The organism is Pseudomonas sp. E45-MNA-CIBAN-0222 (genome assembly GCF_040310405.1).
GTDB classification, from domain to species: Bacteria; Pseudomonadota; Gammaproteobacteria; order Pseudomonadales; family Pseudomonadaceae; genus Stutzerimonas; species Stutzerimonas stutzeri_AC.
The window spans coordinates 293,185-314,627 of record NZ_JBEOPU010000006.1 but is presented as its reverse complement, the minus strand read 5'-3'; the positions used below and the strand labels follow the sequence as shown (position 1 = coordinate 314,627).

Annotated in this window: 21 protein-coding genes and 1 rRNA gene; 7 read left to right on the top strand and 15 right to left on the bottom strand. The window is 59.3% G+C overall.

What is annotated here, in order from left to right:
- Positions 1-212: ribosomal RNA gene (locus AAEZ08_RS11855) — 16S ribosomal RNA — on the bottom strand; the annotation flags it as partial.
- Between the two features lie 563 nt (positions 213-775).
- Positions 776-1,993, bottom strand: coding sequence for a tyrosine--tRNA ligase (gene tyrS / locus AAEZ08_RS11850; RefSeq protein ID WP_181067619.1), 1,218 nt, complete (start codon positions 1,991-1,993; stop codon positions 776-778).
- A 170-nt stretch (positions 1,994-2,163) separates the two neighbouring features.
- Here tyrS and AAEZ08_RS11845 point away from each other — a divergent pair, with 170 nt between their 5' ends.
- Positions 2,164-3,576 (top strand): peptidoglycan DD-metalloendopeptidase family protein, encoded by a 1,413-nt coding sequence (locus tag AAEZ08_RS11845; RefSeq protein ID WP_500124338.1) that lies wholly within the window; start codon positions 2,164-2,166, stop codon positions 3,574-3,576.
- Between the two features lie 2 nt (positions 3,577-3,578).
- On the top strand, positions 3,579-4,670 hold the full coding sequence (locus AAEZ08_RS11840) for an anhydro-N-acetylmuramic acid kinase (RefSeq protein WP_500124337.1): 1,092 nt from the start codon (positions 3,579-3,581) through the stop codon (positions 4,668-4,670).
- Positions 4,671-4,721: 51 nt separating this feature from the next.
- Here AAEZ08_RS11840 and erpA read toward each other — a convergent pair whose 3' ends face one another.
- Both erpA and argC read right to left on the bottom strand, forming a co-directional pair.
- Entirely contained in the window at positions 4,722-5,072 is a 351-nt protein-coding gene (erpA, locus tag AAEZ08_RS11835) for an iron-sulfur cluster insertion protein ErpA (RefSeq protein ID WP_003285497.1), read from the bottom strand.
- Between the two features lie 113 nt (positions 5,073-5,185).
- On the bottom strand, positions 5,186-6,220 hold the full coding sequence (gene argC, locus AAEZ08_RS11830; RefSeq protein WP_058063710.1) for an N-acetyl-gamma-glutamyl-phosphate reductase: 1,035 nt from the start codon (positions 6,218-6,220) through the stop codon (positions 5,186-5,188).
- A gap of 127 nt (positions 6,221-6,347) precedes the next feature.
- On the opposite strand from argC, the gene hemJ reads away from it, so the two are divergent.
- Positions 6,348-6,776, top strand: a complete 429-nt coding sequence (gene hemJ, locus AAEZ08_RS11825) for a protoporphyrinogen oxidase HemJ (protein ID WP_181067621.1) — start codon at positions 6,348-6,350, stop codon at positions 6,774-6,776.
- A 132-nt stretch (positions 6,777-6,908) separates the two neighbouring features.
- Positions 6,909-7,859 (top strand): DUF805 domain-containing protein, encoded by a 951-nt coding sequence (locus AAEZ08_RS11820; protein WP_058063708.1) that lies wholly within the window; start codon positions 6,909-6,911, stop codon positions 7,857-7,859.
- A gap of 17 nt (positions 7,860-7,876) precedes the next feature.
- Here the strand turns inward: AAEZ08_RS11820 and AAEZ08_RS11815 are convergent, their stop codons facing one another.
- A complete protein-coding gene (locus AAEZ08_RS11815) occupies positions 7,877-9,355 on the bottom strand; it encodes an AAA family ATPase (protein WP_427703501.1) in 1,479 nt (492 codons plus the stop codon).
- Between the two features lie 77 nt (positions 9,356-9,432).
- On the opposite strand from AAEZ08_RS11815, the gene AAEZ08_RS11810 reads away from it, so the two are divergent.
- Together AAEZ08_RS11810 and coq7 are read left to right on the top strand one after the other, a co-directional pair.
- Positions 9,433-9,774 carry a histidine triad nucleotide-binding protein gene (locus tag AAEZ08_RS11810; RefSeq protein WP_003285504.1) on the top strand — a complete coding sequence of 114 codons (342 nt, stop codon included), beginning with the start codon at positions 9,433-9,435 and terminating at the stop codon, positions 9,772-9,774.
- Positions 9,775-9,840: 66 nt separating this feature from the next.
- The gene (gene coq7, locus AAEZ08_RS11805; RefSeq protein ID WP_003285505.1) at positions 9,841-10,488 is read left to right on the top strand and encodes a 2-polyprenyl-3-methyl-6-methoxy-1,4-benzoquinone monooxygenase; all 648 of its coding nucleotides are present in this window, start codon (positions 9,841-9,843) and stop codon (positions 10,486-10,488) included.
- A 70-nt stretch (positions 10,489-10,558) separates the two neighbouring features.
- Here the strand turns inward: coq7 and speD are convergent, their stop codons facing one another.
- Both speD and AAEZ08_RS11795 read right to left on the bottom strand, forming a co-directional pair.
- Entirely contained in the window at positions 10,559-11,353 is a 795-nt protein-coding gene (gene speD / locus AAEZ08_RS11800; protein ID WP_036992177.1) for an adenosylmethionine decarboxylase, read from the bottom strand.
- A 229-nt stretch (positions 11,354-11,582) separates the two neighbouring features.
- The gene (locus AAEZ08_RS11795) at positions 11,583-12,005 is read right to left on the bottom strand and encodes an OsmC family protein (RefSeq protein WP_003285508.1); all 423 of its coding nucleotides are present in this window, start codon (positions 12,003-12,005) and stop codon (positions 11,583-11,585) included.
- A 213-nt stretch (positions 12,006-12,218) separates the two neighbouring features.
- Here AAEZ08_RS11795 and crp point away from each other — a divergent pair, with 213 nt between their 5' ends.
- Positions 12,219-12,863, top strand: a complete 645-nt coding sequence (crp, locus tag AAEZ08_RS11790) for a cAMP-activated global transcriptional regulator CRP (protein ID WP_014821656.1) — start codon at positions 12,219-12,221, stop codon at positions 12,861-12,863.
- 45 nt (positions 12,864-12,908) lie between these two features.
- Here crp and trpC read toward each other — a convergent pair whose 3' ends face one another.
- The 8 genes from trpC to gabD all read right to left on the bottom strand — a co-directional run bounded on the left by trpC (position 12,909) and on the right by gabD (position 21,432).
- Positions 12,909-13,751, bottom strand: a complete 843-nt coding sequence (gene trpC / locus AAEZ08_RS11785) for an indole-3-glycerol phosphate synthase TrpC (RefSeq protein ID WP_500124336.1) — start codon at positions 13,749-13,751, stop codon at positions 12,909-12,911.
- Positions 13,748-14,794 (bottom strand): anthranilate phosphoribosyltransferase, encoded by a 1,047-nt coding sequence (trpD, locus tag AAEZ08_RS11780; protein WP_226688201.1) that lies wholly within the window; start codon positions 14,792-14,794, stop codon positions 13,748-13,750. Before trpD ends, trpC begins: the two co-directional genes overlap by 4 nt.
- Positions 14,794-15,387: an aminodeoxychorismate/anthranilate synthase component II gene (locus tag AAEZ08_RS11775; RefSeq protein ID WP_500124335.1), complete on the bottom strand. Its 594-nt coding sequence runs from the start codon at positions 15,385-15,387 to the stop codon at positions 14,794-14,796. Before AAEZ08_RS11775 ends, trpD begins: the two co-directional genes overlap by 1 nt.
- 2 nt (positions 15,388-15,389) lie before the next feature.
- A complete protein-coding gene (gene trpE, locus AAEZ08_RS11770) occupies positions 15,390-16,874 on the bottom strand; it encodes an anthranilate synthase component I (protein WP_278400254.1) in 1,485 nt (494 codons plus the stop codon).
- 179 nt (positions 16,875-17,053) lie between these two features.
- The gene (locus tag AAEZ08_RS11765) at positions 17,054-17,755 is read right to left on the bottom strand and encodes a phosphoglycolate phosphatase (RefSeq protein WP_500124334.1); all 702 of its coding nucleotides are present in this window, start codon (positions 17,753-17,755) and stop codon (positions 17,054-17,056) included.
- Positions 17,752-18,426, bottom strand: a complete 675-nt coding sequence (gene rpe, locus AAEZ08_RS11760; RefSeq protein WP_015278319.1) for a ribulose-phosphate 3-epimerase — start codon at positions 18,424-18,426, stop codon at positions 17,752-17,754. Before rpe ends, AAEZ08_RS11765 begins: the two co-directional genes overlap by 4 nt.
- A 101-nt stretch (positions 18,427-18,527) precedes the next feature.
- The gene (gene gabT / locus AAEZ08_RS11755) at positions 18,528-19,808 is read right to left on the bottom strand and encodes a 4-aminobutyrate--2-oxoglutarate transaminase (protein WP_500124333.1); all 1,281 of its coding nucleotides are present in this window, start codon (positions 19,806-19,808) and stop codon (positions 18,528-18,530) included.
- A 157-nt stretch (positions 19,809-19,965) separates the two neighbouring features.
- Positions 19,966-21,432, bottom strand: a complete 1,467-nt coding sequence (gabD, locus tag AAEZ08_RS11750; RefSeq protein WP_500124332.1) for an NADP-dependent succinate-semialdehyde dehydrogenase — start codon at positions 21,430-21,432, stop codon at positions 19,966-19,968.
- Between the last annotated feature and the right edge of the window lie 11 nt (positions 21,433-21,443).

Here is a 21,443-nt window from a genome sequence, read left to right as displayed (position 1 = left end):
CAAGGCCCGAAGGTCCCCTGCTTTCTCCCGTAGGACGTATGCGGTATTAGCGTTCCTTTCGAAACGTTGTCCCCCACTAATAGGCAGATTCCTAGGCATTACTCACCCGTCCGCCGCTGAATCAGAGAGCAAGCTCTCTTCATCCGCTCGACTTGCATGTGTTAGGCCTGCCGCCAGCGTTCAATCTGAGCCATGATCAAACTCTTCAGTTCAATACTGCATGGGTTTTGAGAAAACCCTAAACTTGGCTCAGCAATCGCAATCTCTTCTAAAAGAATCACTTCTTAAGAAGAGCACTCAATGATTTCTCGTTGAGCACATTGTGATGCTGATAATCTTACTGACCATCAGTCTTACATTCACAAGCACCCACACGAATTGCTTGATTCAGTTGTTAAAGAGCGTTTCGATCAAGTCTTTCGTCTCAACCGAGGCCGCGCATTCTACAGCAGCCTTGTTACCTGTCAAGCTGTTTTTGAAGAAGTTTTTCTTTCTTCTCAACCGCTTGCGCTTCAGATCAACCTGCGTCTCTCATCAGCGGGAGGCGAATCATACAGCGTTCAACACCGCTGTCAACCACCTCTTTCAACCGCTTCCGATCAACCCGACCGAAGCCGCCAACAGGACTCAACCACCACCCTGTCAGCCCGGCGCATTCTACTCGAATTCGCCATCCGTGCAACCCTTTTATTTAGCTAACCTTTTGATTTACAAGAGGTTTTGCTTGAGGACTGCGCCGGAAGTGGTGCGCATTATAGGGGCCTGAAAACTAACGTCAACCGTTTATTTCAGTTTTATCTGACTTCAGCGAAACGCGCGCAAACGACTTCTTACCCGCCTGGCAAACATGGGTGGCGCCAAGTTTGAACATGAAGGTGCGATCCACCACCTCCCCGTCAACGCGCACACCTCCAGCCCCCAACAGATCGCGGGCCATAGCGGCATTCCTAACGAGAGCAGCCTTATTAAGCACCGAAGAAATCGGCATATCCTGATCGGACACCAACTCAACTTCAGGCAGATCTTCGGGGAGCTCACCATCCCTCATTCTATTACCCGCGGAGCGGTGCGCGGCGGCTGCCGCCTCCTCCCCATGAAAACGCGCGACGATCTCCTCTGCCAATTTGATCTTGATATCACGCGGATTAGCACCTCGGCCGACGTCGGCGCGAAGCTCGCCAATTTCCTCCTCCGACCGGAAGCTAAGAAGCTCGAAATAGCGCCACATAAGAGCATCAGGAATCGATACTAGCTTGCTGTACATTACGCCCGGCAGCTCCTGGATGCCGACATAATTGCCGAGCGACTTGGACATCTTCTTGACGCCATCGAGCCCTTCCAGCAACGGCATAGTCACTACACACTGCGACGCCTGTCCATAAGCGCGCTGCAGCTCTCGCCCCATTAGAAGATTGAATTTCTGATCGGTCCCACCTAGCTCGATGTCGGCGTTCAGTGCCACCGAGTCATAACCCTGGACCAGCGGATAGAGAAACTCATGAATGGCGATTGGCTGATTAGTGGAGTAACGCTTGCTGAAGTCGTCGCGCTCGAGCATGCGCGCCACCGTGTACTGTGAGGCTAGCCGGATGAAGTCGGCAGGCGTCAGCTTGTCCATCCATGACGAATTGAATGCGACCTCAGTTTTGGCCGGATCCAATATCTTGAAAACCTGAGTCTTGTAGGTTTCAGCGTTCTCAAGGACCTGCTCCCGCGTTAGCGGCGGCCGTGTTGCGCTTTTGCCACTTGGGTCACCAATCATTCCAGTGAAATCCCCTATAAGGAAGATCACGTGATGCCCCAGCTCCTGCAGTTGACGCATCTTATTAATGAGCACCGTGTGGCCGAGATGAAGATCGGGAGCGGTAGGGTCGAATCCGGCCTTGACTCGCAAGGGCTCGCCTCGCTCAAGCTTGGCTACAAGCTCCGACTCGACGAGCACCTCATCAGCGCCCCGCTTTATCACCGACAACTGCTCTTCAACCGACTTCATGGCAAGCCTCGTACCATTATCAAAGGGCGACAACCTTACAAGATCGCAAGCCGATTACAAGCCACCTACTTGCACCGGCTGGCAGACTAGCAGTCACAAGGGTTGCCTCCTAAGGCCTTTGCTTATATTTTAGACAGTTATTTCCCGTGCAAAAACATGCCAGAAGCCTAATGATGCCATCCAAATCAAAAGCTCCGAACTACCCCAAGAGCCATCTTCTGGCTGCCAGTGGTGTAGCTGCGCTGCTGAGCCTGGCTCTGCTCGTATTTCCATCACGCGAAGTAGAAGCCAAGAAGACTTTTATTGACCTGAAGCTCGAGTCGTCCTCCGGACAGATATTTAGCGAACCCGACGGCAGCACCCAAAGCTCGGCGGACTCTCCTTTTGTGCACCTCCCAGCGCACGACGCATCCGCGGAGGCCGAGAACCAGGCCCTTCCCGACGAAGCCCACGCCGAGCTGTCAGGTGCCGAAACCGACGCATTGGCAAAGTCGGTCGTAGTCGCCAATGGCGATACCCTATCGACTATTTTCGCGAATGTCGGCCTGCCCTCTTCCGTCATGCATGCGGTGCTGTCGAGCAGCCAGGACGCTAAGCAATTTTCTCGCTTGAAGATCGGTCAAACACTCGACTTTCAGCTAACCGAGAATGGTGAGCTTGCAAGCCTGCGCAGCAAACTCAACAGCCTGGAAACACTGGCACTGGAAAGGACTGACGATGGCTTTGTTTTCAAAAAGGAACAAATCAAGCCGGAGGTCAGCTCCGTTTATGCTCGCGGCGAGATTGATAGCAGTCTGTTCCTGGCGGCCAAACGTGCTGGACTGAGTCACAACCTGACGATGGATCTGGCTAATGTATTTGGTTACGACATCGACTTCGCGCTCGACATTCGCAAGGGCGATAGCTTTGAAGTTATCTATGAAGAGAAGACCGTAGACGGCAAGCCAGTCGGCACTGGCAATATTCTCGCAGCGCGCTTCACTAACCGAGGTAAAACGTATTCTGCGGTTCGCTACACCAGTAAAGATGGGGTTACCAGCTACTACAACGCCGATGGCACCAGCATGCGTAAAGCGTTTATCCGTACGCCAGTCGATTTCGCGAGGATCAGCTCCCGATTTTCAAATGGTCGCAAGCATCCGATTCTGAATAAGATCCGCGCTCATAAAGGAGTTGATTACGCAGCTCCGCACGGCACCCCGATCAAAAGCGCCGGTGACGGCAAGGTGCTGCTCGCAGGCCGCAAAGGAGGCTACGGCAACACAGTAGTCATCCAGCATGGTCAGCGCTACCGCACTCTTTATGCCCACATGCAGGGCTTCGCCAAAGGCGTGCGAAACGGCGCCACCGTCAAGCAGGGCCAGATCATTGGCTATATCGGCACCACCGGCTTATCCACCGGGCCGCATCTGCATTACGAGTTCCAGGTTGATGGTGTCCACGTTGACCCACTAGGACTGAAACTGCCAATGGCCGATCCGATTGCGCAGAACGAAAAGTCGCGCTTCATGCAGCTCAGTCAGCCACTGATGGCTCGCATGGACGATGAGAAAGCCACCATGTTGGCCCTCAATCAGCAATAGCCATGCCGCTCTACTTAGGAGTGATGTCGGGCACCAGTCTAGATGGTCTCGACGTCGCTCTTGTCGAACAAGATTCAAGCACGCGCCTGATTGCCACAAGCTTCCAGGCAATGCCTGCCCAGCTTCGGCACGAACTGCTGATGCTGTGCTCGTCTGGAGATGATGAGCTGGCACGCGCTGCTATCGCAGAGCACCAGTGGGCGACGTTGGCCGCCGATACGATCAATCAGCTCCTTGGCAAGCTGCAGCTATCCCCTCAATCAATACGCGCCATCGGCAGCCACGGGCAAACGGTACGACATGAACCTCAGCTCGGCTTTACCATTCAAATTGGCAACCCTGCGCTACTGGCAGAGCTAACCGGCATTACAGTCGTCAGTGACTTCCGTCGCCGTGATGTTGCTGCCGGCGGGCAGGGCGCGCCACTCGTGCCGGCCTTCCACGAGTCCGTCTTCGCTAAGAGCCAGCGGACTCGAGCAGTTCTCAATGTAGGTGGTTTCAGCAATCTCAGCATCCTATCCGCCGATAACCCTACCCATGGTTTCGACTGCGGCCCCGGCAACGTACTGATGGATGCTTGGATTCAACGCCACAAGAGCCAGGCGTTCGACCGCAATGGAAGCTGGGCTGCCAGCGGCTCCGTGGATGAGCATTTGCTTGCTGCATTGTTCAGTGAAGACTTTTTCGCGACCCAGGGGCCGAAGAGCACCGGACGCGAACTCTTCAATCTAGGCTGGCTAGATATGCACCTTGCCGAACGCCAACACCTGCGCCCGGAGAATGTACAGGCAACCCTGCTCGAACTGACCGCGAGGAGCATTGCCAATTCGCTGATAGCCACCCAACCTCAGACACAAGACCTGCTTGTATGCGGGGGAGGTGCACACAACGCCACCTTGATGCAGCGCCTGCAAGTACTACTTCCCTGCTGCAGCGTCAGCACCACGGACTGCGAGGGGGTGCCGCCAGACTGGGTGGAGGCAATGGCGTTCGCCTGGCTGGCTCACTGCTGTCTGGAGCGCATACCGGCAAACCGTCCGGCGGTGACCGGAGCACGCGGCAGTCGAGTCCTGGGCGCTATCTATCCTGCCTGAGACTTCAAACGAAAACGCCGTGCATTGCACGGCGCTCAAGCTGAGGAAACGTCAGATAGAAAACGACTGACCACAACCGCAAGTGGTAGTGGCATTCGGATTTTTGATCACGAAACGAGAGCCCTCCAATCCCTCTTGATAGTCGACTTCCGCGCCAGCCAAATACTGATAGCTCATCGGGTCGACCACGAGGCTCACACCTTCCCGCTCGATAATCGTATCGTCGTCGGCTACATCCTCATCGAATGTGAAGCCGTACTGGAAACCTGAGCACCCGCCGCCCGTGACGAACACCCGCAACTTCAGGCGCGGATTACCCTCCTCATCGACGAGGCTCTTCACCTTGCTCGCAGCCCCCTGACTGAACTGGATGGCGGTGGGCGTGAAGGATTCGACACTCATTGGGATCTCCTGGCGTGAAACGCCCTACTGCATTGACGGCGCATTATCGGCTTTCCTGACAAAACCGGTCAACTATTCGACCGGTAGCGGTGTACTAGATCGAAACGCCGCTGTTACGGCAACAGCGCGACATTGCCAAGCCCCAATCGCTCGTCGAGGCCAAACAGGATATTCATATTCTGGATCGCCTGCCCAGATGCGCCTTTCACCAGATTGTCGATCACCGACAGCACAACAACCAGGCTTCCACCCTGTGGGCGGTGCACCGCGATGCGACACACATTTGCACCACGTACGCTGCGCGTCTCCGGGTGGCTACCAACCGGCATTACGTCGACAAAGGGCTCATCAGCATAACGCTGCTCATAGAGGCGCTGTAGATCAACTGAAGTGTCAGCGACAGTAGCGTACAACGTGGCATGGATGCCGCGAATCATCGGAGTTAGGTGCGGGACGAAGGTCAGCCCGATGTCACCTTGGGCAGCTCGGCGCAGCCCTTGACTAATTTCCGGCAGATGACGATGCCCCTTGACCGCGTAGGCCATCATGCTTTCGCCGGCCTCAGTGAACAGGGAACCGATCTTCGCCGCGCGCCCGGCGCCGCTGACCCCCGACTTGCAGTCCGCAATCAAGCGTGAGGAATCGGCGAGGCCGTTTTCGAGCAATGGGAGGAAGCCCAGCTGGGTGGCGGTCGGATAGCAGCCTGGAACAGCTATCAAACGAGCCGTCCTGATCTGTTCGCGATTGACCTCCGGTAACCCATAGACCGCCTCCGGAAGCAAATCGGGCGCGCCATGAGCCTGGCCGTACCATTTTGCCCATTCCTCAGCATCCTGCAGGCGGAAATCTGCGGACAGATCAATCACCCGTGTTCCAGCCACCAACAGCTCACCGGCCAGCGCATGGGCTACGCCATGGGGCGTCGCAAAGAACACCACGTCGCAAGCGCCCAGGGTCGCTGCATCCGGAACGCTGAAGGCAAGGTTGTCGTAGTGACCTCGCAGGTTGGGATACATGTCGGTGACCTTCACCCCATCTTCAGAGCGGGAGGTGATCACTGCGACCTCGGCCTGTGGATGCTGAGCAAGCAGGCGCAACAACTCGACGCCCGTATAGCCTGTGCCACCAACGATACCGACCTTGATCATGACGTACCCTCAACTAAAAACTTAAAGCGCGATGATAAGGCTGCTTTGGCCCCGGGCCAACCGGCGGGATGACGGAGCCGACCCCAGCCACTACTATCGACGTATTCGCCCTGCAAGGATTCAAACGATGCTCTACCTCTGGCTCAAAGCACTACACATCATCGCGGTCGTCTGCTGGTTTGCTGGCCTCTTCTATCTCCCCCGCCTGTTCGTCTACCACGCGATGAGTGAAGACCAGCCTAGTCGTGAGCGCTTCAAAGTCATGGAGCGCAAGCTATACCGGGGCATCATGCTCCCATCGATGATTGCAACGCTGGTGTTCGGGCTATGGATGCTCATGCTCAACCCCGGATTGTTCGGCATGGGCGGCTGGCTCCACGCCAAGCTGGCGCTAGTGCTTTTGCTGGTCGGTTACCATCACGTATGTGGCGCGCAGATGAAACGCTTTGCCCGAGACGAAAACACCCGTGGGCACGTATTCTATCGCTGGTTCAATGAGATCCCAGTTATCTTTCTAATAGCCATCGTAATTCTCGTGGTGGTCAAGCCATTCTGAGACCACTGACGCTTACCAGCAGGACCAAGCAGCAATGTGTTATCTAGCTCGGAGTCTTGGGTAAACCTTGTTGTTTCGGCCAAGCAGGCCCTCTAATCTGCAGCCACCATTCAGTCGTGACATGGACGCCACATGCTAGAAGCCCAATTCAAGATCGTCTTCAATGGCGAACTGATGCCCGAAGTGCCACTTGAGGTTGCCAAGTCGAACCTGGCAACGCTGTTCAAGACAGATCTGAACAAGGTCGAGCGCCTGTTCAGCGGCCAGGTGACCACCATCAAGAGCAACCTGAGCAGTGATCAGGCTGATAAATACCTTGGGGCATTGCACCGCGCCGGCGCCAAGGCGACCAAAGAGCCGGAGCGCCTCACACCCGCATTGAGCCTAATGCAGACTGAAGAAGAGCTGGCAGCGAACACTGCTCAATCTACAGCCGCATCCATGGCCTGCCCAAAATGCGGACATACCCAGACCCAATCCAGTGAATGTGCGGCTTGCGGCATCATTATCGAGAAGTACCTGGCTCGTCAGGCACAGGTGCGCGACGGTATCTCGCAAAGCAAAAGCGTCGCGGCCTCGCCGTATGCGCCGCCGTCAGCAAACGTCGGCGAGGCCATGCCACTGTACGGCGAGCTCAAGCCGTTCTCGGTCACAGGCCGAATCGGCCGACTGCGCTATCTCGCCTGGTCGCTGGTCATAATGGTTGCAGCAGCAGGGCTCTTCGGTGTTGCTGCGGTCATCATGGCAGTATCCAGCACTGCGGGCTTGCTCTGCATGGGCCTGATCGGCATCGGCATGCTGGTAGTCAGCGTGCAGATTGGCATCCAACGGCTACATGACTTCGGCTGGTCCGGCTGGCTGATCTTGTTGAATCTGGTCCCATTCCTGGGCAGCCTATTCCCGTTCGTCATGCTACTGATGCCCGGGAGCCGCGAGGTCAACCGCTACGGTTCGCCACCGCCCCCCAACAGCCGTTCAGTAAAAGTGCTTGCTGCACTGTGGTTGGTGCTCATCGTTTCCGGCCTGGTAGCGGCGTTGACCGTCCCAGCACTCGTAGGGCTGGGCAACGGAAACAGCCTTTAATCGCAGCGGGCCGCAGCTCAGTCGGCCTGCACCGTACGACCCTGGGCCCACTCCCGCAGCGCGGCCAGCCGCTCAGCCATGACGACCGACAAAGGCGATGTTGCACGGATGCAGTCGAGCAACATCTGCTGATCGACCTGCCGTTGCCGAGCCTGACCGGCATAGACGGCACTCACCACGACCTGCTCGATCTCGGCACCGGAGAAACCGTCGCAGGCCTCAGCGAGCGCGATCAGACCCAAACTATCAGGCCGCAGCTCGCGGCGAGCGAGATGGATTCGGAAGATATCCGCTCGGGTCGCCAGATCCGGCAGATCAACGAAGAACAGCTCATCGAAGCGCCCCTTTCGCAATAGTTCCGGCGGCAGCCGATCGACCGCATTCGCAGTGGCAACCATGAATACCGGGGCGGTACGCTCCGCCATCCAGGTCAATAGCGTCCCCAGCACTCGCTGACTGACGCCGCCATCCATATCACCCGTCGCCAGACCTTTTTCGATCTCATCCATCCACAGCACGCAGGGAGCCATCTGCTCGGCCAACGTCAGCGCATCACGCAGATTACGCTCTGTCTCGCCAAAGTACTTGTTGTACAAGCAGGCAAAATCCAGCCGCAACAATGGCAAACCCCACAACCCTGCCACCGCCTTGGCAGCGAGGCTCTTGCCTCCCCCTTGAACGCCGACCAGCATCACGCCCCGCGGCAAATCATCACCCTGCCCACTTAGGAAGGCGCCCTGCCGCTCCCCTAGCCAGCGTTTGAAATTAGCCAACCCTCCCACTTCCGCGAAGCGGGCAGTTTCGTATTCGAAACCCAGTACGCCGTCGAGGCCAAGAAGTTGAAACTTGCTGCGATTGAGTTCGGGAAGGTCTTCCTGAGTAATGGCGCCGTCATCACAAATGACATTGCGCGCCAGCGCCCGCGCCTCAGCATGGCTCAGGCCGCGCAGATTTTTCACCACTTGCTGAAGGGTTCGATTATCGGTACGCACCCGTGCACCGCGATTACGTTCGCTCCAGCGGGCTGCCTCCTCACGAACGATGGCAAGCAGCTCCTCCTCAGCCGGAAGCGAAAGGCTGAACCGCGCGGCGTAGCGTTGAACCTCGGGTGGGAGTTTGAGCGCATGCGACACCAGCACGAGGGTTGGTGCTTCAGGCGCCTCGCTCATTGCAATATCCTTGAGCAGCCGCACCAACTTTGGCTCCTCAAGAAACGAGTGAAGATCACAGAAGACATACAAATTTGCACGGGGATCGTGCTTCACCAGCTTCAGCGCCGACTCCGGCATGCAGCTTTCTTCACCGCCCTGCAGGTCACCACCAAAAGACAAATGACGCAGCCCCTCGGTGACGGACCAAACGTAGAAGCCAAGCCCCTGCCGAACGGCAAGGCCGGTCAGCGTCTCGAGCACCCTGCGCTCATCCCATGACTCGACCAGCACCAGCTTGACCCGCGACTCCAGAACCAAACCCAGATCATGTATATCGTTCTTCACATCACCTCCCTGTACAACTCACCCTGGCATAAATGCCCTGATACACTGTGTGGCCGACTCTCTTCTGGAGAACCGTCATGGACTGTCTATTTTGCAAGATCGTGGACGGGGAAATTCCCGCGCGCAAGCTATACGAAGATGATCAGCTTATTGCCTTCCACGACATTGCTGCCCAAGCTCCGGTGCACTTTTTAGTCATTCCAAAAGCACACATAGCCACATTGCATGATCTGAATGACGAGCAGGACAAGGCACTGGCCGGCCACATCCTTCTCACTGCGCAGCGTCTGGCGAAAGAGCAAGGCTGTCAGGACGGTTTCCGCGTGGTGATGAACTGCAACGACCTTGGTGGGCAGACGGTCTATCACATCCATATGCACGTACTCGGTCAGCGCCAAATGCATTGGCCGCCAGGCTGATAGCGAGCGTACCCGACAATGCAGCACATCGCCTTGCCAGCGGTCTCATCTTGTACCGGAGGACACATGCCCAGCCAACGCCACTACTCCCCAGCTGACCGCTTGCTGATGCAAGCCGATGCAGCATTACGGACACTGCTGCCCTTCAGTGGCCAACCGGGTCGGCCGTCGCCGGCACTGCTTAAGAGCGAAACTGAGCTCAGCGAGAGTGACACCCGGCATGTAGCAGGCTTGATGCGCATAAACCACACTGGAGAAGTCTGCGCGCAGGCACTGTATCAAGGGCAAGCGCTGACAGCTCGGCTACCTCAGGTCCGCCAGGCGATGGAGCAGGCAGCAGACGAGGAAATCGATCATCTGGCTTGGTGCGAACAACGCATTCGCCAACTCGGTAGCCATACCAGTGTGCTCAATCCGCTGTTCTATGGGCTGTCATTCGGTATCGGCGCGTCTGCCGGCCTGATCAGCGATCGCATTAGCCTAGGCTTCGTCGCCGCCACAGAGGATCAAGTCTGCAAACATCTTGACGAACATCTGGACCAGATCCCGGCGAGCGATGAAAAGTCGCGCGCCATTCTAGAGCAGATGCGTGAGGATGAAGAGCATCACTCCACCGCCGCCATCGAGGCCGGCGGCCTACGATTCCCTGCGCCGGTGAAGTTCGGCATGAGCCTGGTTTCCAAGGTCATGACCAAGGCAACGTACCGCATCTGATTCTGGCTAAAGGTCAAACAAAAGGGCGCCGGAGCGCCCTCTTTACTTGAAATGGCACCGACTGCTAACCCTAGCGCGGCATGTTTCGGGCATAGAAGATCTCCAGCATCTCGTGACGCAGCCGCTCCTCGACCTGTTTGCGCTGTTCCTGCGATAGATTGCTGGTCGCGTCACCGAACAGGTAGTTCTCCAGCTCGAAATCCTTGAGCAGCATCTTGGTGTGGAACAGGTTCTCCTGATACACGTTCACATCGGTCATCTGATAGGCCGAGCGCGTGTCATCGGACAGGTAATTCTGGATCGAATTGATCTCGTGATCGATAAAGTGTTTCTTTCCTGCGACATCACGCGTGAACCCGCGCACTCGATAATCTACGGTGACGATGTCAGAGTCGAACTGGTGGATTAGATAGTTGAGTGCCTTCAGCGGCGAAATCACACCACAAGTCGAAACATCAATATCAACGCGAAATGTGGCGATGCCATCCACCGGATGAATTTCAGGATAGGTGTGCACCGTGATGTGGCTCTTATCGAGATGCGCAACGATCGTTTCCGGCAATGGGCCCGGTGACTCCTCAATCTGGCTATCGGTAGGGGTCACTGGCTGTTCGGAGATCAGCATCGTCACGCTGGCGCCTTGCGGCTCGTAATCCTGGCGAGCAATGTTCAGAATATTGGCACCAATGATTTCGACAACATCAGTCAGAATCTGCGTCAGCCGCTCAGCATCGTACTCTTCATCAATGTACTGTACGTACGCCTGCTGATCCTCAGAGGTCTCGGCATAACAGATGTCGTAAATGTTGAAGCTCAAGGTCTTGGTCAGGTTATTGAACCCATGGAGCTTGAGTTTGCTTTTCACCATTGGGAAACACTCTTTTGGTGCGGTTTGACCGCGTGATTTGAGCACGCCCGTCACATAGCGAAGCATCTGCGTGGGACGGTAAATCTTTTCGCACCGGCGATTGCGGCTTTGCGTCAAACGAAATAGCCCCGAATAAGTCGGGGCGTATTACGCGGAGTACCCGCGCGTCGACACCAGAAGTGGGGCGACTTCCCGCGGGGACAAAACAGCCCGGAGTGGCGCGCAGTCAGTCGAGCTGCACGATTTCGTATGCATGGGTGATCTCGACACCGGCGCGTACAAGCATGATTGAGGCTGAACAGTACTTTTCTGCCGACAACTCAACTGCACGCTTGACCTGAGCTTCCTTCAGCCCACGCCCCTTAACGACGAAACGCAGATGGATCTTGGTGAATACCTTGGGATCTTCGGAGGCCCGCTCGGCCTCAACGAAGGCTTCGCAACTATCCACAGCCTGCCGCGACTTTTTCAAGATACTCACTACATCGAAGTTGCTACAGCCACCCAGGCCCAACAACAGCATCTCCATTGGCCGTACGCCTAGATTTCGACCACCATTTTCGGGCGGCCCGTCCATTACGACGACATGGCCACTGCCGGACTCGCCGAGAAACATGGCACCGTCGACCCATTGAATGCGCGCTTTCATCGCCAACTCCAATACAGACAAGGCGAATAGCTTAACATGGGCCTCCAAATCGTCAGCGACCATGCACGAGACTAAAGGTGCGTTGACCCACACGTTTCGCCTGTCGCAACTTTGCAACTGCTCCGCCTTGGTCTGTTAAGCTCACGAAAGCTGAATGACAGCCACATATAACAATAATCAGTCTTTATTGAATACTTATCCGGGACCCACAGCATGGTAGCTATCTCTCTTACGCCCAAGATAAAGAATATCGACAAGTTGCTCGCCCACTGCCATAGACGGCGATACACGGCGAAGAGCACGATCATTTACGCAGGCGACCGTTGCGAGTCGCTTTTTTTCATCGTCAAAGGCTCGGTCACCATTCTTATCGAGGATGACGACGGTCGCGAGATGATCATCGCCTATTTGAATGCAGGCGACTTTTTCGGAGAGATGGGGCTTTTCGAGAAAGAAGGAGCGGAAAAGGAACGCAGCGCCTGGGTTCGCGCAAAGACCGAATGCGAAGTTGCCGAACTGAGCTATGCGAAGTTTCGCGAGCTGACCCAGCAGGATCCGGACATCCTCTATGCCCTCGGCAGTCAGATGGCCGAGCGTCTGCGCAACACCACACGCAAGGTCGGCGACCTGGCCTTCCTCGACGTTACCGGCCGTGTCGCGCGTACCTTGCTCGACCTGTGCAAGCAGCCCGACGCCATGACTCATCCGGACGGCATGCAGATCAAGATCACCCGCCAGGAAATCGGCCGTATCGTCGGTTGCTCCCGCGAGATGGTCGGTCGAGTGCTCAAGAGCCTGGAAGCCCAGGGTCTCGTCTATGTCAAAGGCAAGACCATGGTGGTATTCGGCACTCGCTGATCCTTCAGACCGCTACCTGCCAGCGCGCAATGCGCAGGCAGGCGGTCACTCTGGGTCGGCAGCGACAGGGGCCACGCGGCCGCGCGAACGATCGGGGTAGAACAGGCGCTGCAGTTCTACGCCAGGCTGTTCGGCACGCATGAATGCCTCGCCCACTAGGAATGCATACACCTGGTTGATCTCCATCAGCTCGACATCGGCACGATTGAAGATCCCGCTCTCGGTCACCACCAGCCGCTCCTTTGGAACCCGCGGCAGCAGATCCAGCGTGGTTTCCAGATTGACCTCGAAGGTATGCAGGTTGCGGTTGTTGATGCCCACCAGCGGCGTTTCCAGACGCAGCGCACGTTCAAGTTCGGCAGCGTCGTGCACCTCTACCAGCACGTCCAGCCCCTGCTGCTTGGCCACCGCGGCCAGCTCGTGCATACGCACATCGTCCAGTGCCGCGACGATCAGCAGAATGCAGTCGGCGCCAAGCGCTCGCGCTTCGACCACCTGATACGGGTCGATCATGAAATCCTTGCGGATAACCGGCAGCGAGCAAGCCGCCCGCGCCTGCTGCAGATATTCATCGGCGCCCTGAAAGAAATCGATGTCGGTCAACACCGACAGGCAAGCAGCGCCCCCGGTCTCGTAGCTGGCGGCAATTTCGGCGGGCAGGAAGGGATCGCGAATGACCCCTTTGCTCGGCGATGCCTTCTTCACCTCAGCGATAACCGCAGGCTCCTTGCTGCGCACCCGGCGCTCAAGCGCGGCAGCGAAGCCACGCACCGGTTCGGCAGCTGCGGCACGCTGCTCCAGCTCACCCAGCCCGACCTGGCGATTGCGCTGCGCAACCTCCTCGAACTTGCGGGCGATGATCTTCTCCAGAACGGTCGGCACGCTCACTTTTGATTCTCCTGCTTGAATACCGCGGTGAAGGAAACCAGCTCCTCCAGCTTGTCACGCGCCAACCCGGTGCTGAGGGCATCATGCGCCATCTCGACACCCTGCTTCAGGCTGCTCGCCAGATCGGCTGCGTAAAGCGCAGCGCCAGCGTTGAGCACGATCATGTCGGCAGCCTTCTGCCCGTTCTCGCTCTGCCGACGCCCCAGCGCATCACGAATCAAGGTCAGAGAGCCCTGTGCGTCCTCCACATTTAGGCCAATCAAACTCTGGCTCTTGATGCCGAAGTCCTCCGGCTGAATGCTGTACTCACGGATTTCCCCATCCTTCAGCTCGGCGACATGCGTTGGCGCAGCCAGGCTGATTTCATCCAGCCCATCCTGTGCATGTACCACCAGCACATGTTTGCTACCCAGGCGCGACAGCACCTCGGCCATCGGCCGGCACAACGCTTTGCTGAACACGCCAACCACCTGATGGCGTACGCCAGCCGGGTTGGCCATGGGGCCCAGGATGTTGAACAGTGTGCGCAAGCCGAGTTCACGGCGCGGGCCGGCTGCGTATTTCATCGCGCCATGATGGGCGGGGGCGAACATAAAGCCGACGCCGACCGTATCGACGCTGCGCGCGACCTGCTCGGGCGTCAGATCGAGGAATACGCCGGCTGCCTCGAGCAGATCGGCACTGCCGCTCTTGCCGGATACCGCGCGGTTACCGTGCTTGGCGACCTTGCCGCCAGCCGCCGCAACGACGAAGGAAGCCGCGGTGGAGACGTTGAAGATATTCATCCCATCGCCACCGGTGCCACAGGTATCGACCAGCTTGTCGGTGTCGAAGCGCACCGGAGCGGCCAGCTCGCGCATGACCTGCACGGCGCCGACGATCTCGTCGATGGTTTCGCTCTTCATGCGCATGCCCATGAGGAACGCACCGACCTGCGCGTCTGTGCACTGACCGGTCATGATCTGGCGCATCACCGCCTGCATCTCTTCGGTGGTCAGGTCGAGCTGACCGACGATGCGGTTGAGGGCTTCCTTGATATCCATCAGCGCACACCTCCGGTCTGCTTCAGAAAATTCGCGAACAGCTCATGGCCCTGTTCGGTGAGGATCGATTCGGGGTGGAACTGCACGCCCTCGATGTTCAGCGTCTTGTGGCGCAAGCCCATGATTTCGTCGACCGAGCCATCGTCCAGCTGGGTCCAGGCGGTGATATCCAGGCACTCGGGCAATGTCTCGCGCTTGACCACCAGCGAGTGGTATCGGGTGACGGTCAGCGGATTATTGAGCCCGGCGAACACACCCTGGTCATGGTGAAACACCGGGCTGGTCTTGCCGTGCATGGCCTGCCGAGCACGTACCACATCGCCACCGAAGGCCTGACCGATGCTCTGGTGGCCGAGGCAAACGCCGAGAATGGGCAACTTGCCGGCGAAATGACGAATCAGCTCCAGCGACACACCCGCCTCGTTCGGCGTGCACGGGCCGGGCGAGACGACGATGCGCTCCGGATTCAGCGCTTCGATCTCGGCCACGCTCAGTTCGTCGTTGCGCACCACCTTGACGTCGGCACCGAGCTCGCCGAGATATTGCACGACGTTGTAGGTAAAGGAATCGTAGTTATCGAGCATCAACAGCATGATCAGTTCTCCTGCTGGTCGCGTTCGGCCAGGGCCACCGCACGGAACATGGCGCGGCGCTTGTTCAGGGTCTCTTCCCATTCGAGTGCCGGCTGCGAGTCGGCGACGATGCCGGCACCGGCCTGCACGTGCAGCTCGCCGTCCTTGATCACCGCGGTACGAATTGCGATGGCGGTATCCATGTTGCCGTTCCAGGCGAGGTAGCCGACCGCGCCGCCGTAAACGCCACGCTTGACTGGCTCGAGTTCGTCGATGATTTCCATGGCGCGAATCTTCGGTGCACCTGAGAGCGTGCCGGCCGGCAGGATCGCGCGCAGCGCGTCCATCGCCGTCAATGGCGCCTTGAGCTGGCCGGTGACGTTGGAAACGATGTGCATGACATTCGAATAGCGCTCGATGACCATCTTCTCGGTAAGCCGCACCGTGCCGGTCTCGGCGACACGACCGACGTCGTTGCGCCCCAGGTCGATCAGCATCAGGTGTTCGGCAAGCTCCTTGGCATCGCTGAGCAGGTCCTGCTCCAACGCCAGATCAGCTTCTTCGTTGGCACCGCGTGGACGCGTGCCGGCGATGGGGCGGACCGTGACCAGGCCTTCCTCGACCCGCACCAGCACTTCTGGCGACGACCCCACCACGTGGAAGTCACCGAAGTTGAAGAAGTACATGTAGGGCGTCGGGTTGAAGCAACGCAGCGCGCGGTACAGATCGATGGGTGCGGCCTTGAACGGGATCGACATGCGCTGGGAAATCACTACCTGCATGCAGTCGCCGGCGAGGATGTAGTCCTTGATGCGGTTGACCGCCTGCTCGTAATCCTCGCGGCTGAAGCTGGAGCGGAAGGTCGGTTCGGCGCCGTTGCTCTTTTCGAAATCCAGGCCCAGGCGCGGCGTGATCGACTGGCGCAGCTTCGCCCGCAGCGCCTGCAAGCGAGCCTGGCCCGCCTCGTAGGCGTCCGGCTGCGACGGGTCGACCAGCACGATGCAGTGCAGCTTGCCGGCGAGGTTGTCGAATACCACCACGGCGTCGGAAACCATCAGCAAGATATCCGGTGTGCCCAGCGGATCCGGGTTGGGGCAATTGCCAAGTTTGCGCTCGACATAGCGCACGCTGTCGTAGCCGAAATAGCCGACCAGCCCGCCGTTGAAGCGCGGCAGGCCTTCGACCGGCGCGACGCGGTAGCGCTGCTGGAAGGATTCGACGAAGGCCAGCGGGTCCTCGACCTCACAGGCCTCGGTCTCGATGCCATCGGTGGTCACGCTGATGCGGTGATCCCGCACGCGCAGCACGGTGCGGCACGGCAGACCGATGATTGAGTAACGCCCCCACTTCTCGCCGCCCTGAACGGATTCAAGCAGATAGGAGTTCGGCGCATCGGCCAGTTTCAGGTATAGCGACAACGGGGTGTCGAAGTCGGCAAGGGTTTCGAACGACAGGGGGATGCGGTTATGGCCTTCGGCGGCCAAACGCAGGAATTCTTCGCGGGTCATGTCAGCCTCGTGGTCTGAGGAGGGTTCGAACGAACAACGGCAAACGCGCCGGCCTGGCCGGCAGGGAAAGTCAGGCGCGCCAGCGCCAACGGGCCAGGGCCTTGATGACTTTCATCCATTGTCTGCGGGTGAGCACCACGAGCTGATCTCTTCGGTGGGTCAAAAAGAGTCCGGCCACACTAGCGCAGCCCCGGAGCCGAAGCAACCAGCTCACGCAGGTCGTCGAGCACCAAAGCCGGATGCTCATCAGCGATGGGCTCGCCGTGGTTGTAGCCGTAGGTAAGCGCGGCACAGCGTACTGTCGCGGCCTTGGCAGCCCGTACGTCGTTGCGCGAGTCACCAACGAACAGCGATTCGCCGGGCGCAACGCCCGCCTTGTCCATCACCCAGAACAGCGCCGCCGGATCGGGTTTCTGCTGCGGCAAGGTATCGCCGCCGACCAGCCAATCGAAGTAACCGGCCAGCCCCTTTTCCTCCAGCAGCGGTTCGATGAACTGCGCCGGCTTGTTGGTGATGATCGCGAGCTTCACCTCACGCTCGCGCAGCCAGTCCAGACATTCACGAACGCCCGGATAGACAGCGGTCAGCTCGTGGCCGCCAGCGTAGGCCTGCATGAACAGCGCCAGCGCCTCGTCGGCCAACTCGTCGCTTACACCGTCATGGTCCAGCTGCCCGGCCAATGCGCGACGCACCAGCACGCGCGAGCCATTGCCGACCCAGTCGCGTACCCGCTCGATGCCGGAGGGCTCGCGACCGAGCAGCATCAGCATCTTGTCCACTGCGGCGGCCAGGTCCGGTACCGAGTCCATCAGGGTGCCATCCAGATCGAACATCACCAGCCGTGGCAGCGTGCCGTCGAACAGTTGCTCCAGGCGAGTCATGGGCGGGCCAGCGCCAGCTCGGCGCGCATCTGGTCGATCACGGCTTTGTAATCCGGCTGATTGAAGATCGCCGAGCCGGCAACGAAGGTATCGGCGCCCGCCGCAGCGATTTCGCGGATATTCTTCGGATTCACACCGCCGTCGATCTCCAGACGAATCTCGCGACCGCTGGCGTCGATCAGCGCACGCGCTTCGCGCAGCTTGTCCAGTGTGTTGGGAATGAACTTCTGCCCGCCGAAACCAGGGTTGACGCTCATCAGCAGGACCATGTCGACCTTGTCCATCACGTACTTGAGCACGTCCAGCGGCGTGGCCGGGTTGAACACCAGACCGGCCTTGGCGCCGCCGTCCTTGATCAGCTGCAGCGAGCGATCGATGTGCTCGGAGGCTTCCGGGTGGAAGGTGATGTAGCTGGCGCCGGCTTCGAGGAAGTCGCCGATCATGCGATCCACCGGCTTGACCATCAGGTGCACGTCGATGGGCGCGGTCACGCCGTGCTTGCGCAGTGCAGAGCAGACCATCGGGCCGATGGTCAGATTGGGCACGTAGTGGTTGTCCATCACATCGAAATGGACGATGTCGGCGCCGGCGGCCAGCACGTTGTCCACTTCCTCGCCCAGACGGGCGAAGTTGGCGGAAAGAATCGAAGGGGCGATGGCGAACGGCTGCATGACGACCTCGGGTAGCACGGCAAGATGCCGCGCATTGTACCCGAGGGTCAGGGTTGCGGCGCGCCTGACATCCATTGCGGATGCCGGCGAGCCGCTAGGGATCAGGTCAGCTCATCGAAGCACTCGCCGATGATCGCCAGACCACGGTCGAGCAGTTTGTCTTCGGCAGTCAGCGGCACCAACACCCTCAGCACGTTGTAGTAGGTGCCACAGGACAGCAAGATCAGCCCCTTGTCCCGCGCACGGGCAACGATCTGCGACGTAAGGGCGGCAGCCGGTCGCGCATGATCACCGTCTTCGAATAGCTCGATGGCGATCATCGCGCCGAGGCCGCGCACCTCGCCGATCTCCTTGTGCTTGGCCTGGATTGCCTTGAGGCCCGTGGTCAGCCTCTCGGCTACCGCCTTGCAGCGGTCGAGCAGATTCTCTTCCTCGAAGACTTCCAATACCGCCAGGGCGGCTGCGCAAGAAAGAGGATTGCCTGCGTAGGTGCCGCCCAGCCCGCCAGGGGCGATGGCATCCATGATCTCGGCTTTGCCACACACGCCGGCAATCGGGAAACCACCGCCAACAGACTTGGCGAAGGTGGTCAGGTCGGCGACCACGCCCATCTGCTCCATGGCGAAGAAGGTGCCGGTGCGCCCGGCACCGGTCTGCACCTCGTCGGCTATCAGCAGGATGCCGTGTTCGTCACACAGTGCGCGCAGGCGAGCCATGAAGTCCTTCGGTGCGACGTTGAAACCGCCCTCGCCCTGCACCGGCTCGATGATGATCGCCGCGATGTCGCGTGGCTCGGCGTCGTTCTTGAAGATGCGCTCGATGCTGGCGATCGAGTCATCGACGCTGACGCCATGAATCGCGCAGGGATACAGCGCACGGAAGATGCCGCCGGGCATCAGGCCCATGCCCGCCGAATAAGGCGCGACCTTGCCGGTCAGGCCAAGCGTCATCATGGTGCGGCCATGATAGGCGCCGGTGAAGGCGATCACGCCGGCACGGCCGGTGGCGGCGCGGGCGATCTTCACCGCGTTTTCCACGGCCTCGGAGCCGGTGGTGACCAGCAGGGTCTTCTTGGCGAAATCACCCGGCACCCGCGCATTGATCTTCTCGCACAGCTCGACATAGGGCTCGTAGGCCAGCACCTGGAAGCAGGTATGGGTGAGCTTGTGCAGCTGCTCTTCCACCGCCTTGACGATCTTCGGGTGCAGGTGGCCGGTATTCAGCACGGCGATGCCACCGGCGAAATCGATGAACTCGCGGCCTTCGACGTCGACTACGCTGCTGTTCTTGGCGTGGTCGGCAAAGATCGGGTGGATCTGGCCGACGCCACGGGGGACGGCGGCGACACGGCGTTGCATCAGGGATTCATTGGTCTTGCTCATAAGCTCCTCGGTAGCCGCTCATCGTCGGCACGGGTCGGAAAGAACGCCAGGAAACGGGCGCGGCAGCATACGATGATCGACTGCCGCGCCATCCAGAGCGTTCGGATTACAGTAAAACTCCGTGCATTATTTTGCACGCCTGATTTGGGCCGCTTGATCAGATGCCGCCCAGGCACAGGTATTTGATTTCCACGTATTCATCCAGGCCGTACTTCGAGCCTTCACGGCCGAGGCCCGATGCCTTCATCCCGCCGAACGGCGCCACCTCGGTGGAAATCACCCCGGTGTTGATGCCGACCATGCCGTACTCCAGCGCCTCGGCGACACGGAACACCCGGCTCAGGTCGCGGGCGTAGAAATAGGCGGCGAGGCCGAACTCGGTGTCGTTGGCCTGGCGGATCACCTCAGCCTCGTCGCTGAAGCGAAACAGCGGCGCCAGCGGCCCGAAGGTTTCCTCGCGCGCCACAGCCATCTCGGACGTGACACCGCCCACCAGCGTCGGCTCGAAGAAGTTGCCGCCCAGCGCATGCGGTTTGCCTCCGGCCAGCAAAGTAGCTCCCCTGCCCAGCGCGTCCTGCAGATGGCGCTGGACCTTGGCTACGGCCGCGGCATCGATCAGCGGACCAGTGGTGACGCCCTCCTCCGCACCGTTGCCAACCTTCAGCCGCGCCACCGCAACGGAAAGCTTGTCGACGAAGGCGTCGTAGATACCGTCCTGCACGTAGATGCGGTTGGCACAGACGCAGGTCTGCCCGGCGTTGCGATACTTGGAAATCATCGCGCCTTCCACCGCCGCATCCAGATCGGCGTCATCGAAGACGATAAAGGGTGCGTTGCCGCCCAGCTCCAGCGAGAGCTTCTTCAGCGTCGGCGCGCACTGCTGCATCAGCTTGATGCCCACCGCCGTCGATCCGGTGAACGAGAGCTTGCGCACCACCGGGTTTTCACAGAGCTCCCCGCCCACTTCGCGGGACATGGCGGCATCGGCGGTGATCACGCTGAACAGCCCCGCCGGGATGCCCGCACGCTCGGCCAGTGCGGCCAGTGCCAGCGCCGAGAACGGTGTCTGCGGTGCCGGCTTGAGCACCATGGCACAGCCCGCGGCGAGGGCCGGGCCGGCCTTGCGGGTGATCATCGCGCTGGGGAAATTCCACGGCGTGATCGCCGCGGTGACGCCGACCGGCTCCTTCTGCACCAGGATGCGCTTGTCGCCCGCGTGGGCCGGGATCACGTCGCCGTACAGGCGCTTGCCTTCCTCGGCGAACCATTCGAGAAAGGATGCGGCGTAGGCCACTTCGCCGCGTGCCTCGGCCAGCGGCTTGCCCTGTTCGGCGGTCATGATCCGCGCCAGGTCTTCCTGATTCTCCAGCATCAGCTCGTACCAGCGCCGCAGGCGCGCGGCACGCTCCTTCGCAGTCAGCGCGCGCCAGGCCGGCTGGGCTGCCTGCGCGGCTTCGATGGCGCGACGGGTTTCACCACGGCCCATGTTCGGCACGGCGCCGATCAGCTCGCCGGTGGCCGGGTTGAAGATCTCGGTGCGCGCGCCACTGTCGGCCTCGCACCATTCACCATTGAGATAGGCCGTTTGGCGCAACAGATCGGGTTGCCCAAGTTGCAGAGTCATGTGCGTATTCC

Excerpts from the sequence above, each read along its gene's own strand:
- tyrS (WP_181067619.1), bottom strand. The coding sequence starts at position 1,993 with ATGAAGTCGGTTGAAGAGCAGTTGTCGGTGATAAAGCGGGGCGCTGAT.
- AAEZ08_RS11845 (WP_500124338.1), top strand. The coding sequence starts at position 2,164 with ATGATGCCATCCAAATCAAAAGCTCCGAACTACCCCAAGAGCCATCTT.
- AAEZ08_RS11840 (WP_500124337.1), top strand. The coding sequence starts at position 3,579 with ATGCCGCTCTACTTAGGAGTGATGTCGGGCACCAGTCTAGATGGTCTC.
- erpA (WP_003285497.1), bottom strand. The coding sequence starts at position 5,072 with ATGAGTGTCGAATCCTTCACGCCCACCGCCATCCAGTTCAGTCAGGGG.
- argC (WP_058063710.1), bottom strand. The coding sequence starts at position 6,220 with ATGATCAAGGTCGGTATCGTTGGTGGCACAGGCTATACGGGCGTCGAG.
- hemJ (WP_181067621.1), top strand. The coding sequence starts at position 6,348 with ATGCTCTACCTCTGGCTCAAAGCACTACACATCATCGCGGTCGTCTGC.
- AAEZ08_RS11820 (WP_058063708.1), top strand. The coding sequence starts at position 6,909 with ATGCTAGAAGCCCAATTCAAGATCGTCTTCAATGGCGAACTGATGCCC.
- AAEZ08_RS11810 (WP_003285504.1), top strand. The coding sequence starts at position 9,433 with ATGGACTGTCTATTTTGCAAGATCGTGGACGGGGAAATTCCCGCGCGC.
- coq7 (WP_003285505.1), top strand. The coding sequence starts at position 9,841 with ATGCCCAGCCAACGCCACTACTCCCCAGCTGACCGCTTGCTGATGCAA.
- AAEZ08_RS11795 (WP_003285508.1), bottom strand. The coding sequence starts at position 12,005 with ATGAAAGCGCGCATTCAATGGGTCGACGGTGCCATGTTTCTCGGCGAG.
- crp (WP_014821656.1), top strand. The coding sequence starts at position 12,219 with ATGGTAGCTATCTCTCTTACGCCCAAGATAAAGAATATCGACAAGTTG.
- trpD (WP_226688201.1), bottom strand. The coding sequence starts at position 14,794 with ATGGATATCAAGGAAGCCCTCAACCGCATCGTCGGTCAGCTCGACCTG.
- AAEZ08_RS11775 (WP_500124335.1), bottom strand. The coding sequence starts at position 15,387 with ATGCTGTTGATGCTCGATAACTACGATTCCTTTACCTACAACGTCGTG.
- trpE (WP_278400254.1), bottom strand. The coding sequence starts at position 16,874 with ATGACCCGCGAAGAATTCCTGCGTTTGGCCGCCGAAGGCCATAACCGC.
- AAEZ08_RS11765 (WP_500124334.1), bottom strand. The coding sequence starts at position 17,755 with ATGACTCGCCTGGAGCAACTGTTCGACGGCACGCTGCCACGGCTGGTG.
- rpe (WP_015278319.1), bottom strand. The coding sequence starts at position 18,426 with ATGCAGCCGTTCGCCATCGCCCCTTCGATTCTTTCCGCCAACTTCGCC.
- gabT (WP_500124333.1), bottom strand. The coding sequence starts at position 19,808 with ATGAGCAAGACCAATGAATCCCTGATGCAACGCCGTGTCGCCGCCGTC.
- gabD (WP_500124332.1), bottom strand. The coding sequence starts at position 21,432 with ATGACTCTGCAACTTGGGCAACCCGATCTGTTGCGCCAAACGGCCTAT.